This window comes from Pseudomonas sp. 11/12A (assembly GCF_000800055.1).
GTDB lineage: Bacteria > Pseudomonadota > Gammaproteobacteria > Pseudomonadales > Pseudomonadaceae > Aquipseudomonas > Aquipseudomonas mohnii.
Genome location: NZ_JUGV01000001.1, coordinates 5,878,438 through 5,895,169 on the forward strand (window position 1 = coordinate 5,878,438; position 16,732 = coordinate 5,895,169).

The following is a 16,732-nucleotide window of genomic DNA, read 5'->3' on the forward strand; positions in this document are numbered from 1 at the left end:
AAGATCGCGATGACTAGTTTGCATGCGGACGAGGCTTTCCTCGGCCATTACCAGTTGAGTCATGACCCTTTTGCTCCACGGGTGCCTGGCTTCAAGTTTTTCCCGGCCCAGCGCAAACCGGTGCTGGGACAGCTGCACCACCTGGCGCGTTACAGCCAGTTGCTGTTGGTCGTTACAGGGCCCCAAGGCAGCGGCAAGACGCTGTTGCGTCAGGCCCTGGTGGCCAGCACCAACAAACAGTCCGTGCAAAGCGTGGTGGTTTCCGCCCGTGGCGCAGGCGATTCGGCTGGCATTCTCCGGCAGGTTGCCCAGGCGCTGGACGTTGCCCAGGCCGAGGTCGGCGCGATTCTGGCGCAGGTGGTGCAACTGGCGCTGACCGGTCAGGAAGTCTATCTGCTGGTGGATGACGCCGAGCAACTCGACGAGTCCGCGCTCGAAGCCTTGATGGCCCTGGCCGCCGGCGCGCCGGAAGGCCGTCCGCACGTGTTCCTGTTCGGTGAGTCCTCCCTGATCGCTCAGCTGGAGCAGTTGAGCCTGGAGGAAGAGCGTTTCCACGTCATCGAGCTGCAGCCTTATACCGTAGAGGAAACTCGCGAATACCTGGACCAGCGCCTCGAAGGCGCTGGCCGGGGTATCGAACTTTTTACCGCGGATCAGATCTCTGATATTCATGAAAGCTCCGACGGTTGGCCTGGCAACATCAATCAGGTCGCCCGCGATGCCATGATCGAAGCCATGATTGCCAGCCGCACAGCGGTCAAGCGTCCAAGTATGGGGTTCAATATGCCGAAGAAACACGTATTGGCGATTTCCGCCGTCGTCGTGGTCGCGGTGGCCGCCGCCTGGTTGATGCCGGGTCGCAACAAAGCGCCGACCACGGGTGCGCCTGCCAACGAACAGGCGCAACTGCCACTTGGCCAGGGCAAACCGCAAGCCAACGGTGGTGCGCCGTCTGTCGAATTCGCCGGCAATACGCAGCCGATGCCGTTGCCGTTGGTCGGTAATTCGCAACCGGTCATGCGTGGTCCGCTGGCCGAAGCTGCGGGTGGCATTTCCGAGGGAGATGATGGCGTGCCGGTCGAAGGCTCCAGCGCCACGCCGCCGACCGTGACCACGACTGCGCCGCCTGTGGGCGTGCCTGCTGGTCCTGCACCGACACCCGCAGCCAAGCCGACGCCTGCTCCGACTCAAGTCGCTACCGCCAAGCCAGCGCCGGTTCCAGCGGCCAAGCCTGCACCCGCGCCCGTGGCTAAAGCCGCACCAGCGGCCAAGCCGGTCGAGAAGCCAGTCGAGAAACCTGCCGCCGTGGCCAAGGCCGCGGGCGGCACCTGGTACGCCGGTCAGGCTCCGGGCAACTACGTGGTGCAGATCCTCGGCACCAGCTCTGAAGCGGCCGCGCAAAACTTCGTCAAGGAGCAGGGCGGCGAGTACCGCTACTTCAAGAAAGTCCTCAACGGCAAGCCGCTCTATGTGATTACCTACGGCAGTTTCGCCAATCGTGATGCAGCCGTTTCCGCCATCAAGGCCTTGCCAGCGAAGGTTCAGGCTGGTAAACCTTGGCCTCGCACTGTCGCCAGCGTCCAACAGGAACTGGCAACAACTCGCTGAAGATTCGGCGGCCTTACCCAGGCCGCCTCTCCAAGCACCTCAAAATTTCTACGAGTGCGCGCAACCCTTCGGGCTGCGTGCCTTGTGGTGTCTGCGTCACAGTAGTCTTTGAGTCGTTGCGGTCAAAATTAAAAAAGTTTTGACTAGCACAGCAGATCGCTTTAAACCTTTCACAAATGCGACATGAATTTGCGACATTTCGTCGTCAAATTTGTGAGGCCCAGTGACGGTGTGTACAATGACCTCCCTTTTGCCCCCGCAAAGCCGGCGTACGTTCGGCGTGGATGGTAAGTGGTTGAATTAAAAAGAAATTTGCCTCGACAAGAGGCAGCCTGGTGAGAAAGTGTCTATGAAAGCAGGTCTGTACCAACCAGATGAATTCAAGGATAACTGCGGTTTCGGCCTGATAGCTCATATGCAGGGCGAGCCCAGTCATACCCTTTTGCAAACGGCCATCGAGGCCCTGACCTGCATGACCCACCGCGGTGGGATTAATGCCGACGGCAAGACCGGTGACGGTTGCGGTCTGCTAATTCAAAAGCCGGACGTGTTCCTGCGAGCCATCGCCCAGGAAACGTTCGGCGTCGACTTGCCCAAGCAATATGCCGTGGGCATGGTCTTCTTCAACCAGGACCCGGTCAAAGCCGAAGCCGCTCGCGAGAACATGAACCGCGAGATCCTGGCCGCCGGCCTGCAGTTGGTCGGCTGGCGCAAAGTACCGATCGATACCAGCGTCCTCGGCCGCCTGGCCCTTGAGCGCCTGCCGCAGATCGAGCAGGTGTACATCGGCGGTGAAGGCCTGAGCGACCAGGACATGGCCGTCAAGCTGTTCACTTCCCGTCGTCGCTCGTCCGTGGCCAACGCCGCCGACGTCGATCACTACGTCTGCAGCTTTTCCCACAAGACCATCATTTATAAAGGCCTGATGATGCCGGCGGACTTGACCGCCTTCTATCCAGACCTGAGCGATGAGCGCCTGCAAACCTCGATTTGCGTGTTCCACCAGCGCTTCTCCACCAACACCCTGCCGAAATGGCCGCTGGCTCAACCGTTCCGCTTCCTGGCGCACAACGGCGAGATCAACACCATTACCGGCAACCGCAACTGGGCCGTGGCCCGTCGCACCAAGTTCACCAACGATTTGATGGACCTGGAAGAGCTCGGCCCGCTGGTCAACCGCGTCGGTTCCGACTCCTCCAGCATGGACAACATGCTCGAGCTTATGGTCACCGGTGGCATCGACCTGTTCCGTGGCGTGCGGATGATCATTCCGCCTGCGTGGCAGAACGTCGAGACCATGGACCCGGATCTGCGTGCGTTCTACGAATACAACTCGATGCACATGGAACCGTGGGACGGCCCGGCCGGCGTGGTCATGACCGATGGTCGCTACGCGGTGTGCCTGCTCGACCGTAACGGTCTGCGTCCGGCGCGCTGGGTCACCACCAAGAACGGCTTCATCACCCTGGCTTCGGAAATCGGTGTCTGGAACTACCAGCCTGAAGACGTGATCGCCAAGGGCCGTGTGGGCCCTGGCCAGATCTTTGCCGTGGACACCGAAACCGGTCAGATCCTCGACACCGATGCCATCGACAACCGCCTGAAGTCTCGTCATCCGTACAAGCAATGGCTGCGCAAGAACGCCCTGCGCATCCAGGCGACCATGGAAGACAACGACCACGGTTCGGCGTTCTACGACGTCGACCAGCTCAAGCAATACATGAAGATGTACCAGGTCACGTTCGAAGAGCGCGACCAGGTGCTGCGTCCGCTCGGCGAACAGGGCTACGAAGCCGTGGGCTCCATGGGCGACGATACGCCGATGGCCGTGCTGTCCCAGCGCGTGCGCACGCCGTACGACTATTTCCGCCAGCAGTTCGCGCAGGTGACCAACCCGCCGATCGACCCGCTGCGTGAAGCCATCGTCATGTCGCTGGAAATCTGCCTCGGTGCCGAGCGCAACATTTTCCAGGAGTCGCCGGAGCACGCCTCGCGCGTGATCCTCAGCTCGCCGGTCATTTCCCCGGCCAAGTGGCGCTCGCTGATGAACCTCGATCGTCCGGGCTTCGAGCGCGCGATCATCGACCTGAACTACGACGAAAGCGTCGGCCTCGAAGCGGCGATCCGCAACGTTGCCGATCAGGCTGAAGAAGCCGTGCGCGCCGGTCGTACCCAGGTCGTACTGAGTGACCGTCACATCGCCCCGGGCAAACTGCCGATCCACGCTTCCCTGGCCACCGGCGCGGTGCACCATCGCCTGACCGAAAAAGGCCTGCGTTGCGACTCCAACATCCTGGTGGAAACCGCGACAGCGCGTGACCCGCATCACTTCGCGGTGTTGATCGGTTTCGGTGCCTCTGCCGTTTATCCGTTCCTGGCTTATGAAGTGCTGGGTGACCTGATCCGTACCGGTGAAGTGCTGGGTGACCTCTACGAGGTGTTCAAGAACTACCGTAAAGGCATCACCAAAGGCCTGCTCAAGATCCTGTCGAAGATGGGTATCTCGACCATCACGTCCTACCGTGGCGCGCAGTTGTTCGAAGCCATCGGCCTGTCCGAGGAAGTCTGCAACCTGAGCTTCCGTGGCGTGCCAAGCCGCATCAAGGGTGCGCGTTTCGTCGACATCGAAGCCGAGCAGAAAGCCCTGGCCACCGAAGCCTGGAGCCCGCGTAAGCCGATCCAGCAAGGCGGCCTGCTGAAGTTCGTCCACGGTGGCGAATATCACGCGTACAACCCGGACGTGGTCAACACCCTGCAAGCCGCTGTGCAGCAGGGCGACTACAGCAAGTTCAAGGAATACACATCGCTGGTGGACAACCGCCCGGTGTCGATGATCCGCGACCTGCTGAAAGTCAAAACCCTCGACACGCCGCTGGACATCAGCGAGATCGAACCGCTGGAATCGGTGCTCAAGCGCTTTGACTCCGCCGGTATCTCCCTGGGCGCCCTGTCGCCGGAAGCTCACGAAGCCCTGGCCGAAGCCATGAACCGCCTCGGTGCGCGTTCCAACTCCGGTGAAGGCGGCGAAGACCCTGCGCGCTACGGCACCATCCGTAGCTCGAAAATCAAGCAAGTTGCCACTGGCCGTTTTGGCGTGACCCCGGAATACCTGGTCAATGCCGAAGTGCTGCAGATCAAGGTCGCCCAAGGCGCCAAGCCAGGCGAGGGCGGTCAACTGCCGGGCGGCAAGGTCAACGGTCTGATCGCCAAGCTGCGTTATGCAGTACCGGGCGTGACCCTGATTTCGCCACCGCCGCACCACGACATCTACTCGATCGAAGACTTGTCGCAGCTGATTTTCGACCTGAAACAAGTCAACCCGAAAGCGCTGGTCTCGGTGAAGCTGGTAGCAGAAGCGGGCGTCGGCACCATCGCTGCCGGCGTGGCCAAGGCCTACGCGGACCTGATCACCATCTCCGGCTACGACGGCGGGACCGGTGCATCGCCGCTGACCTCGATCAAATACGCGGGCGCCCCGTGGGAACTCGGCCTGGCCGAAACCCACCAGACCCTGCGCGGCAACGACCTGCGCGGCAAAGTCCGGGTACAAACCGACGGCGGCCTGAAAACCGGCCTCGACGTGATCAAGGCCGCCATCCTCGGCGCTGAAAGCTTCGGCTTCGGCACCGCGCCGATGATCGCCCTGGGTTGCAAATACCTGCGCATCTGCCACTTGAACAACTGCGCTACCGGCGTTGCGACCCAGAACGAGAAGCTGCGCAAGGATCACTACATCGGCACCGTCGACATGGTGGTGAACTTCTTCACCTACGTCGCCGAAGAAACCCGCGAGTGGCTGGCCAAGCTGGGTGTGCGCTCCCTCGAAGAGCTGATCGGCCGTACCGATCTGCTGGAAATCATCGAAGGGCAGACCGCCAAGCAGCATCACCTGGACCTGACCCCGTTGCTGGGCAGCGATCACGTGCCGGCGGACAAGCCACAGTTCTGCGGCGTAGACCGTAACCCGCCGTTCGACAAGGGCCTGCTGGCCGAGAAAATGGTCGACATGGCCACCTCGGCGATCAACGACCTGAGCGGCGCCGAATTCGCCCTGGATATCTGCAACTGCGACCGTTCCATCGGCGCGCGGATCTCCGGCGAAATCGCCCGCAAGCACGGCAACCAGGGCATGGCGAATGCGCCGATCACGTTCCGTTTCAAAGGGACTGCCGGTCAGAGCTTCGGCGTGTGGAACGCCGGTGGTCTGAACATGTACCTGGAAGGCGATGCCAACGACTACGTCGGCAAGGGCATGACCGGTGGCAAGCTGGTCATCGTTCCGCCGACGGGCAGCGTCTACAAGACTCAGGACAGTGCCATCATCGGCAACACCTGCCTGTACGGCGCCACGGGCGGCAAGCTGTTCGCCGCCGGCACCGCGGGTGAGCGTTTCGCCGTGCGTAACTCCGGTGCCCACACCGTCGTGGAAGGCACCGGCGATCACTGCTGCGAGTACATGACCGGTGGTTTCGTCTGTGTGCTGGGCAAGACCGGTTACAACTTCGGCTCAGGCATGACCGGTGGTTTCGCCTACGTGCTCGACCAGGACAACACCTTCGTTGACCGGGTCAACCACGAACTGGTGGAAATCCAGCGGATCAGCGGCGAGGCGATGGAAGCCTACCGTAGCCACTTGCAGCGCGTGCTGAACGAGTACGTCGAGGAAACCGACAGCGAGTGGGGTCGTGAGCTCGCCGAAAACCTCGACGATTACGTGCGCCGTTTCTGGCTGGTCAAACCTAAGGCGGCGAGCTTGAAATCTCTGCTTTCCAGTACTCGTGCGAGTCCGCAGTAAACGACGCAGCAGCAAGCGGCAAGCTTCAAGCCGCAAGTTAACAGCAGTGCGCGTTGTGCCTGCCACCGTGATTGTCTTGCAGCTTGAAGCTTGTAGCTTGAAGCTGTCGTGTAAGAGGTTTTGAAGATGGGCGAACGTCTCAGCAACGACTTCCAATTCATCGAGGTCGGGCGCAAGGATCCGAAGAAGAAACTGTTGCGTCAACGCAAGAAAGAGTTCGTGGAAATCTACGAACCGTTCAAACCCCAGCAGTCGGCCGACCAGGCCCACCGCTGCCTGGGTTGCGGTAACCCGTATTGCGAATGGAAGTGCCCGGTGCACAACTTCATTCCCAACTGGCTCAAGCTGGTGGCCGAGGGCAACATCCTCCAGGCCGCCGAGCTGTCGCACCAGACCAACACCCTGCCGGAAGTCTGCGGCCGGGTGTGCCCGCAGGATCGTCTGTGCGAGGGTGCCTGCACCCTTAACGACGGTTTCGGCGCGGTCACCATCGGTTCGGTAGAGAAGTACATCACCGACACCGCGTTCGCCATGGGCTGGCGCCCGGACATGTCCAAGGTCAAACCGACCGGCAAGCGCGTCGCGATCATCGGTGCGGGCCCGGCGGGCCTGGGTTGTGCCGACGTGCTGGTGCGCGGTGGCGTGACCCCGGTGGTGTTCGACAAGAACCCGGAAATCGGCGGTCTGCTGACCTTCGGTATCCCTGAGTTCAAGCTGGAAAAGACCGTGCTGAGCAATCGCCGCGAAGTCTTCACCGGCATGGGTATCCAGTTCCGCCTCAACACCGAGGTGGGCAAGGACATCACCATGGAGCAACTGCTCGAAGAATACGATGCGGTCTTCATGGGCATGGGCACCTACACCTACATGAAGGGCGGCTTTGCCGGTGAGGACCTGCCGGGCGTTTACGACGCACTGGACTTCCTTATAGCCAACGTCAACCGCAACCTGGGCTTTGAAAAGTCGCCGGAAGATTTCGTCGACATGAAAGGCAAGAAGGTCGTGGTGCTGGGCGGTGGTGACACGGCGATGGACTGCAACCGTACGTCGATCCGCCAGGGCGCCAAGTCGGTGACCTGTGCCTATCGTCGTGACGAAGCGAACATGCCGGGCTCGCGCAAAGAGGTGAAGAACGCCAAGGAAGAAGGCGTGAAATTCCTCTACAACCGTCAGCCGATTGCCATCGTCGGTGAGGACAAGGTCGAAGGCGTGAAAGTGGTCGAGACCCGTCTCGGCGAACCGGACGCCCGTGGCCGTCGCAGCCCCGAGCCGATTCCGGGCTCCGAAGAGATCATCCCGGCCGACGCCGTGGTCATCGCCTTCGGTTTCCGTCCGAGCCCGGCGCCGTGGTTCGAACAGTTCAGCATCCAGACCGACAGCCAGGGCCGCGTTGTCGCGCCTGAGCAGGGTCAGTACAAGCACCAGACCAGCAACCCGAAGATCTTCGCCGGTGGCGATATGGTCCGCGGTTCCGACCTGGTGGTGACGGCGATCTTTGAAGGCCGTAATGCGGCTGAAGGGATCCTGGATTACCTGGGCGTCTAATCCGCGTCCAACTGGCTGCAACGCAATACCTGTGGGAGCTGGCTTGCCAGCGATAGCAGCACCTCGGTCTACCTGACAAACCGAGGTGTCTGCATCGCCGGCAAGCCAGCTCCCACAGTGTTTTGTGCTGCTACAAAACCTGCATTTCACCGCGACAAATTGACCCGATAGACAAAAGGCTGACCTGCATCCGTGCCTTTTGCGCCCGGCTCTGAGAAAATGCCCGCACTTTTTTTCCGGATGCCGACATGACTGCCCTGAAGAACGACCGTTTCCTGCGCGCCCTGCTCAAGCAACCCGTAGACGTCACTCCCGTGTGGATGATGCGTCAGGCCGGTCGCTACCTGCCGGAATACCGCGCCAGCCGAGCCAAGGCCGGCGATTTCATGAGCCTGTGCATGAACCCGTCGTTCGCTTGCGAAGTCACGATGCAGCCGCTCGACCGTTATCCACAACTGGATGCGGCGATCCTCTTTTCCGACATCCTGACCATTCCCGATGCCATGGGCCAAGGCCTGTACTTCGAAACCGGCGAAGGTCCACGCTTCAAGAAAGTCGTCAGCACCCTGGCCGACATCGAAGCCTTACCGATTCCCGATCCGCAGAAAGACCTCGGCTACGTGATGGACGCGGTCAGCACCATCCGCCGCGAACTGAACGGCCGAGTGCCGCTGATCGGCTTCTCCGGCAGCCCGTGGACCCTGGCCACCTACATGGTCGAAGGCGGCTCGTCGAAAGACTTCCGCAAGACCAAAGCCATGCTCTACGACAACCCGCAAGCCATGCACCTGCTGCTGGACAAGCTCGCGCAGTCGGTCACCAGCTACCTCAACGGCCAGATCATGGCCGGTGCGCAAGCGGTGCAGATCTTCGACACCTGGGGCGGCAACCTGTCGGCGGCGGCTTATCAGGAGTTCTCCCTGGCCTACATGCGCAAAATCGTCAGCGGCCTGATCCGCGAGCACGAAGGTCGCAAGGTGCCGGTGATCCTGTTCACCAAGAACGGCGGCCTGTGGCTGGAAAGCATCGCCGACGCCGGTGCTGATGCACTGGGCCTGGACTGGACATGTGACATCGGCAACGCCCGTGAGCGTGTCGGCAGCAAAGTCGCACTGCAGGGCAACATGGACCCGACCGTGCTCTATGCCAAGCCAGAAGCGATTCGCACCGAAGTCGGGCGCATTCTCGCCAGCTACGGCAAAGGCAGTGGTCACGTGTTCAACCTCGGTCACGGCATCACGCCGGAAGTCGATCCGGAACACGCTGGCGCCTTCCTGCGCGCGGTGCATGAGTTGTCGGCGCAGTATCACGAGTAACGGATTCTGCAATGATCAGAAGCCTGTTCGGCCTGGTGCCGGACAGGCTTTTTTTATGCCTTTCAACTTCGTGTTTAGTCGAGAGGGAGCTTCTTGTAAGAAGTTTTTCATTTCTTGTCGGATGTAGGCGCATAGAGACTGATCCTGCGGTAAGCAGAGATTTTCCCTACATAGCAAACGAATTTATCCAAGTAAGGTTTCGGACCCTTGCGCAGCCCCTCGCTGAGCAATGTCGCAAACATCGGCGCCCGTTCTGCGCGTCTTGATCTTCGATAAGTAGTCTGGAATTCATTTGATGAAAAATACGTCTTATAAGGGAAGTGCGTTCGCTGCCTGCACCTCCTCAATGATCCTGTTATCGGCAATGTTGGCATCCCAAAGTGCTTCCGCTCACGGCTACCTGGAAGTACCGCCTTCGCGCGCACTGGCTTGCCAGAAAGGCTTGAACACCAACTGTGGCGGCGCGCAATACGAACCACAAAGCGTCGGCGAAACCTTCAAGGGCTTTCCGGCCGGCGTGGGTGGTGCGCCTCTGCAAGGACCGGTCGACGGCAAGATCCCGAGTGGTGGTCACTCGCTGTTCTCCGCCCTGGACGCTCAGTCCGCCACGCGTTGGCACCTGACGGAAATCAAGGACCGCAACATCGATTTCCAATGGCGCTACACGGCTGTGCACCCGGCCACCAAGCATGAATACTTCATTACCCGCAACAACTGGAACCCGAACGAAGCGCTGAAACGCGCCACCTTCGAAAGCACGCCGTTCTGCACCATCGACGGCGGCAATCAGAAGCCGGAGTCCGGCGCCAAGCACAACTGCAACATCCCCGCGGACAAAAACGGTCACCACGTGATTCTGGCGATCTGGACCGTCGGTGATACCGATGCGGCGTTTTACAACGCGGCGGACGTGAACGTCATTGCCGAGCCTGAGTTGCCGGGCGGCTGGTCTTCCGTGGGCGGCATCGCGCCTTCGACCGCCTTGCTGGTAGGTGACAAGGTCAAGGCCCGTGCCTTCTCCGCCAATGGCGAGAGCTCGAACTACAGCGTTGAAATCTCCATCGACAACGCTGAAGACGGTTCGCCAAACAATTGGTCGTTCAAGCTGGCCGAAGCCATCAACAAGGCTCACACCCTGGTCCGGGCAGGCGTTCGCGATGAAAACGGAACCATTGAGCCGGTCAAGGGCAACAACAGCCTGTATGCGCAAAAAGAAAGCGGTGTAATCCGCTACGAAGTGCAGCTGGACATGAGGGAAGACGCTGCCGCGCGCATGGCGGTGGCGTCCCAGCAACCGGAATACGTTCTGGACAAAGGCCAGGCCAAGGTCGAGTTCAGCATGATTGCCAACCGCAAGATGAACGTCGAAGCGACCCTGCACGACGAGCACAACAAGCTGGTCGGTTCCACCTCGGCACAGGTCGACAGCGGCTCGACATCGCTGACTCTGGATGTGCGCAGCAACCCGGGCAAACACACCCTGACGCTGGTGGGCACCACCCTGGATGGCCGCACTACTCGCCAGGACACCCAGGCCACCCAACTGACCGGTGATGGCGCCGGTGCCGACTATGACTTCGTGTTCCCGGAAGGCATCAGCGACTACACCGCCGGCACCAAAGTGTTGCAGCCAAAGACCAACGAAGTCTTTGAATGCAAGCCGTTCCCGGAGTCGGGCTACTGCAAGCAATACAGCCCGACCGCCACTGGCTTTGAGCCGGGTGTCGGTGCGCACTGGCACATGGCGTGGAACAAGCTCTAAGTCCCGCCGCAGTACTTCAGGCGACCTCTTGAGGGTCGTCTGAAGGCGAACTCTTCTGTTGGATAATCAAGTGAACCAGTCGTGACGTTTTCACTGATGACGGTTACCCGTTTCGGCTTACGCCTGCGCAACGTTGGCCTGCTGCTTTTGCCGGTGGGCTACAGCGTGTTTCTGGCGTGGCAGGAGTGGCGCTTTCGTGAATTCTTCGTTCGGCCCCCCCTGACAGTGACCACTGTAACGGCTGCCCCCGCCACCCTCCGTGACGCTCTCGATGCCACGGCAGTGGCCACCGTGCTTGGCCTGACGACACAAACCGCGCTGCTTGCCAGTGCCGAACCGCTGACCTTGCAAGCGAGCTTTGTCGTCAGCAGCGGTTTATCCCGTGCCTTGCTGACCGATGCCCAAGGCTCGCGCATGTATCAAGTGGGCGAGCGCCTGCCCGGTGGCAGTGTTCTGCGCCGCGTCGAGGCCAATCAAGTGGTGTTGTGGAACAAGGGACGAGAGGAGCGATTGACGCTGCAACCACCTGTCGCGCGTTTCCTGCGCCCAGTCGAATCCCCCGTCGATGCACGACCTCCCGTTATTTCTACGCGTTATCTACGCCCGATTATCGGGCCGTCAGAGTGATCAAACCCATGAACAGCTTCACTGGCGCGCAAGCCTTGCGTTCCATGTTTCTCATTGTCGTCCTGGCGATCGTGCCTCTTCCCGGCGCACTTCAGGCCGCGGAAGAAAAGTGGCAGTTGGCGATGAACAACGCCGAGCTGCGCGACATCGTCGAAGAGATCTCCTCCATTCTCGGCACCACCGTGGTGCTTGATCCCAGGGTTTCCGGGCGTATCACGGTGATGTCCCGGCAGGCCCTCGACCGTGAGGGCGTTCGCCGGCTGTTTTACGCCGTGTTGGATGCCCACAACTTCACGGTGATCGACGAGGGTGACCGGATCCTGATCACGCCTGTGACCGACGCCAAGACCCGCGCCAGCGGCTCGGCGCAAAATGCCACGGCCTCGCAATTCGTCACCCGGGTCATTGAGCTCAACACCAGCAGCGCCAACGATATTGCCGGTCTGGTCCGGCCTTTGGTGTCGGTCAACGGCTATGTCGGGCCTTCGGCGTCGGCCAATGCGCTGGTGATCACGGACACGACCGCCAATGTGCAACGAATTACCCAAGTGGTGCGGCAACTGGATGCCGGAAAGAACAGCCTGCATGCGGTGGTTCAACTGCGTCATGCCCAGGCCAGCGACGTGGCTCCGGTGATGGAGGCCTCTCTGGGCAAACGGACTGCCGATACGCCAATCCAGGTGCTGGCGGATACCCGAACCAATCGTCTGATTCTCATTGGCCCGGCCGCCGTCCGCCAACGCTTGGCCGGCCTGGCCCGTCGTCTCGACATCCCTGCCACCGAGTTGCCTGACAACGCCCGGGTGATCCGCCTGCGCCACAGCGATGCCAGGCAATTGGCGGAGATTCTGGAAACCATGGGCCAGGGCCGCAAAGCTGCACCGACCCTGAGCGGCAGCAAGGAAACGGCCTCCGGTGCGACATTCATGATCAAGGCCGATGAAAGCCAGAACGCGTTGGTGCTGATCGCCGAGCCAGCGCAGGTCAGGACCATCGAAAGCATCGTGCGTCAGTTGGATCAGCCGCGAGCGCAGGTGTTGATCCATGCGGCCATCGTCGAAATTTCCGGCGACATCGCCGAAGCCGTGGGTGTGCAGTGGGGCCTGAACACCGGTGACGCCAAAGGCTTCATCAACTTCCCCGGCACCGACATTCCCATTGTCGGCGGCCTGACGTTCGACGAGAAAAAATCGGCGCCCGAAGGTGCGCTGTTGCGTCTGGGAAGCGACCGTTTCGGCGCATTGATTTCGGCGCTGGCCAGCAACACCCGCAGCAACCTGCTGTCCACGCCGAGCCTGTTGACGCTGGACAACCAGGAAGCGGAAATCATCGTCGGCCAGAACGTGCCGTTCAAAACCGGTTCCTACGCCACCAACAGCAGCGGCGCGGATAACCCGTTCACCACGGTCGAGCGCAAGGACGTGGGCATCAGCCTGAAGATCAAGCCGTACATCAATGAAGGCTCGACCTTGCGCCTGGAGGTCGAGCAGGAAGTCTCGGACATCGCGCCCTCGATATCGGGCATCGACTCTTCGGACCTGATCACCAACAAACGAGCGCTCAAGAGCACCATCCTCGCCGACGACGGCGAAATCATCGTGATTGGCGGCCTGATCCGCGACAGCGTGCGCACCCAGAAAAGCGGTGTGCCGCTGCTGCGCGACATTCCCTACCTCGGCGCGCTGTTTCGCTGGAACCGCGATACCCAGACCAAAAGCAACCTGATGGTGTTCTTGCGGCCGACCATCTTGCGCAGCAAGGAAGACCTGGTCGAGGTCAGCCGGCAGCGTTACAACGCGCTGCATGACTTGAGTCAGAGCGGGGCGCGGGGCAACAACTCGTTGCTGCTGCCCGCCGATGCGCGTCAGTTGTTCGAACCGGGTTCCGATGCGCCGCTGTTCGATCTGCGCAAGCCAGCGACGAGTGCGCCATGACCGCCGTGAGCGATGTCTGCGAGCCGCTGCCGTTCGGGTTTGCCCGGCGTTTCGGTGTCTTGCTGGAGCGTGACGGTGACGAGTGGGGGCTGGCGCTGCGCGCCGATACGTCGCTCACCGCGCTGGCCGAAGCACGGCGGATATGCGGTCGGGAACTGCCGCTGCGGCTGTTGCCAGCGCCGGTATTTGCCGCACGTCTGGCAGCGGCGTACCGCGAAGGTCAGAGCGCGGCGGAACAGGTCGCTCAAGGGCTGGATGAGGACCTGGACTTGCTCAGTCTGGTGGATCAGGTGCCGCAAACCGCCGACTTGCTGGAACAGCAGGGCGATGCGCCGATCATTCGCCTGATCAACGCGCTGCTCAGCGAAGCCGTGCGCGAACAGGCCTCGGATGTGCACCTGGAAACCTTCGAGCAGTACCTGTCGGTGCGCATGCGCGTCGATGGGCAATTGCGCGAAATGCTCCGGCCACGGCGTGAACTGGCGACGCTGCTGGTGTCGCGGATCAAGGTCATGGCGCGGCTGGATATCGCTGAAAAGCGCGTGCCCCAGGATGGCCGCATGGCCCTGCGCCTGGCCGGGCATGAAGTGGATGTGCGGGTCTCGACCCTGCCATCGGCGCACGGTGAACGAGTGGTATTGCGCCTGCTCGACAAACAGGCCGGGCGCCTCGAATTGCAGCGCTTGGGCATGCCGGACGGGACCCTGGCGGACCTGCGCGAACTGCTCGGCAAACCCCACGGCATTCTGCTGGTCACCGGGCCGACGGGCTCCGGCAAGACCACCAGTCTGTACGCGGCGTTGAGCAGCCTGAACGACCAGACGCGCAATATCCTCACCGTCGAAGACCCCATCGAATATCACCTGCCGGGTGTCGGCCAGATGCCGGTCAATCCGAAGGTGGACATGACCTTTGCCCGCGGTTTGCGGGCGATTCTGCGTCAGGACCCGGACGTGGTGATGGTCGGCGAAATCCGTGATCGCGAGACGGCGGAAATCGCCGTGCAGGCCTCGCTCACCGGGCATCTCGTGCTCTCCACCTTGCACACCAACAGCGCGGTCGGCGCGGTCACGCGGCTGGTGGACATGGGCGTCGATGCCTATCTGCTGGCGTCGTCGCTGGTGGGCATTCTGGCCCAACGCCTGCTGCGCACCCTGTGTCCACATTGCAAGGCGCCTTACAGCGCTGATGCAGCCACGCGCCAGCGGCTGGGGTTTAACGCGAAGGCGCCTTTACAGCTGTTCCGGGCCATGGGCTGTGACCAGTGCCAGCACGGTTATCGCGGGCGCATCGGCATCTACGAATTGATCAGTGTGACGCCGGCCATTTCTGCGCTGATTCATCAGGGGGGCAGCGAACAGGCGTTGCTCGGCGAGGCTAGCAAGGCATCGCACAGCCTGTTTCAGGACGGTCGGCAACGGGTGATCGACGGCTTGACCAGCCTCGACGAGTTGCTGCGTGTGACTCGGGAGGACTAAGGCATGCCGACATTCGACTACCGCGCCGACGACGCCCAGGGCCGCCATTGCAAGGGACGGCTTGAGGCTGACAGCCCTCGGCACGCTCGACAGCTGTTACGCGAGCGCGGCTTGTGGCTCCGTGACGTGAGTGAAATCCGGGTCGCTGCGGGCATGAAGTCGTCCCTTGGCACTGGCCGCTTGAGTGCCGCCGACCTGGCGTTGCTGACACTGCAACTGTCCACCTTGGTCCAGGCCGGTCTGCCACTGGAGGAAGCCCTCGATGCAGTGGCCAAACAGAGTGCCAAACGTCGGGTTGCCAGCCTGATATCGGCCGTCAGAAGCCGAGTGATGGAGGGCCATGCGCTGGCCACGGCCTTGGCCCGGTTCCCCAAGGCCTTCCCCGAACTGTTCCGCGCCACGGTCGCTGCGGGTGAGCGCTCCGGCCATTTGGGCCATGTGCTGGAGCAACTGGCGGCTTATACCCAGGCGCGTCAGGCCTCGCGGCAAAAGATCCAGATGGCCTTGGTCTATCCGGCGATTCTGATGCTGGCCAGCGTGGTGATCGTCGGTTTTCTGCTCGGTTACGTGGTGCCGGACGTGGTGAAGATCTTTGTCGACAGCGGTCAGGCACTGCCGTGGCTGACCCGAGCGCTGATCAGTACCAGTGACGGACTGCGCAGCCATGGCCTGATGTTGCTCGGCGTGATCGCGATGGTGGTGGGTGTCTGGCGCTGGAGCCTGCGTCAGCCAGTCTGGCGGCTGCGCTGGCATCGCCTGATGCTGAACCTGCCGGTGATCGGCGAAGTGCTGCGGGCGATGGAGGCCGCGCGGTTCGCCAGCACCCTGGCCATCCTCGGCAATAGTGCGGTGCCGCTGGTCGACGCCCTGGAAATCGCCGCCGCCGTCATCGGCAACCTGACTATTCGCGCACGCATGGCCGACGTGGCCCGCTCGGTCCGCGAAGGCGGGACTCTGACCCGTGGCCTGGAACAGAGCGGCGACATCCCGCCGATGATGCTGCACATGATCGCCAGTGGCGAACGGGCCGGCGAACTCGACCGCATGCTGGCCCGCGCCGCCGAACAACAGGAAAGCAGCCTGGCCGCGCGCATCGCCCTGGTGGTGAGCCTGTTCGAACCGGCCATGCTCGTGCTGATGGGTGGCGTCGTGCTGCTCATTGTGCTGGCCATCCTGCTCCCGATTCTCAGCCTCAACCAATTGGTGAATTGACCTTGAACGTCCTACATCGCAGAACATCCCAGCGCGGTTTTACCCTGATCGAAATCATGGTGGTGGTGGTCATCATCGGCATTCTCGGGGCCATCGTGGTGCCGCAGTTCATGAGCCGCCCCGACCAGGCCAAAGTCACCGCCGCCAAAGTCGATATCCAGGCCATTGCCACGGCCCTGGAAATGTATCGCCTCGACAACTTCCAGTACCCCTCGACCCAGCAGGGCCTGGAGGCCTTGGTCAAGCGTCCGTCCGGGCAGCCGGCGGCACGAAACTGGAACCCTCAGGGCTACTTGAAAAGTCTGCCCGTCGATCCGTGGAGCACGCCCTATCAGTACCTCAACCCGGGCGTGAAATCGGCCAATGGCGGCTATGACTTGTACTCCCTGGGTTCCGACGGCGTGGTCGGTGGCGAAGGGCATGGGGCAGACATCGGCAACTGGGGTGGTTGAACC

General features: G+C 61.6%; 10 protein-coding genes. All 10 read left to right on the plus strand.

The window, feature by feature from the left end:
* Window positions 1–9 precede the first annotated feature (9 nt).
* The 10 genes from GQ39_RS26985 to gspG all read left to right on the plus strand — a co-directional run bounded on the left by GQ39_RS26985 (window position 10) and on the right by gspG (window position 16,729).
* Entirely contained in the window at window positions 10–1,608 is a 1,599-nt protein-coding gene (locus GQ39_RS26985) for an AAA family ATPase (protein WP_047536478.1), read from the plus strand.
* Between the two features lie 349 nt (window positions 1,609–1,957).
* Window positions 1,958–6,403 (plus strand): glutamate synthase large subunit, encoded by a 4,446-nt coding sequence (gltB, locus tag GQ39_RS26990; protein ID WP_047536480.1) that lies wholly within the window; start codon window positions 1,958–1,960, stop codon window positions 6,401–6,403.
* A 126-nt stretch (window positions 6,404–6,529) separates the two neighbouring features.
* Window positions 6,530–7,948 (plus strand): FAD-dependent oxidoreductase, encoded by a 1,419-nt coding sequence (locus GQ39_RS26995; protein WP_047536482.1) that lies wholly within the window; start codon window positions 6,530–6,532, stop codon window positions 7,946–7,948.
* 248 nt (window positions 7,949–8,196) lie between these two features.
* Window positions 8,197–9,264 (plus strand): uroporphyrinogen decarboxylase, encoded by a 1,068-nt coding sequence (hemE, locus tag GQ39_RS27000; RefSeq protein ID WP_047536484.1) that lies wholly within the window; start codon window positions 8,197–8,199, stop codon window positions 9,262–9,264.
* A 295-nt stretch (window positions 9,265–9,559) separates the two neighbouring features.
* Complete coding sequence (gene gbpA / locus GQ39_RS27005; RefSeq protein WP_047536486.1) at window positions 9,560–11,026, plus strand: N-acetylglucosamine-binding protein GbpA; 1,467 nt, start codon at window positions 9,560–9,562, stop codon at window positions 11,024–11,026.
* Between the two features lie 96 nt (window positions 11,027–11,122).
* Window positions 11,123–11,653, plus strand: coding sequence for a type II secretion system protein N (locus GQ39_RS27010; protein ID WP_047536488.1), 531 nt, complete (start codon window positions 11,123–11,125; stop codon window positions 11,651–11,653).
* A gap of 8 nt (window positions 11,654–11,661) precedes the next feature.
* Window positions 11,662–13,587: a type II secretion system secretin GspD gene (gene gspD, locus GQ39_RS27015; RefSeq protein WP_047536490.1), complete on the plus strand. Its 1,926-nt coding sequence runs from the start codon at window positions 11,662–11,664 to the stop codon at window positions 13,585–13,587.
* On the plus strand, window positions 13,584–15,065 hold the full coding sequence (gene gspE / locus GQ39_RS27020; RefSeq protein WP_047536492.1) for a type II secretion system ATPase GspE: 1,482 nt from the start codon (window positions 13,584–13,586) through the stop codon (window positions 15,063–15,065). Before gspD ends, gspE begins: the two co-directional genes overlap by 4 nt.
* Window positions 15,066–15,068: 3 nt before the next feature.
* Window positions 15,069–16,277, plus strand: coding sequence for a type II secretion system inner membrane protein GspF (gspF, locus tag GQ39_RS27025; protein WP_047536494.1), 1,209 nt, complete (start codon window positions 15,069–15,071; stop codon window positions 16,275–16,277).
* A gap of 2 nt (window positions 16,278–16,279) precedes the next feature.
* Window positions 16,280–16,729 carry a type II secretion system major pseudopilin GspG gene (gene gspG / locus GQ39_RS27030; protein ID WP_047536496.1) on the plus strand — a complete coding sequence of 150 codons (450 nt, stop codon included), beginning with the start codon at window positions 16,280–16,282 and terminating at the stop codon, window positions 16,727–16,729.
* Window positions 16,730–16,732: the final 3 nt, after the last annotated feature.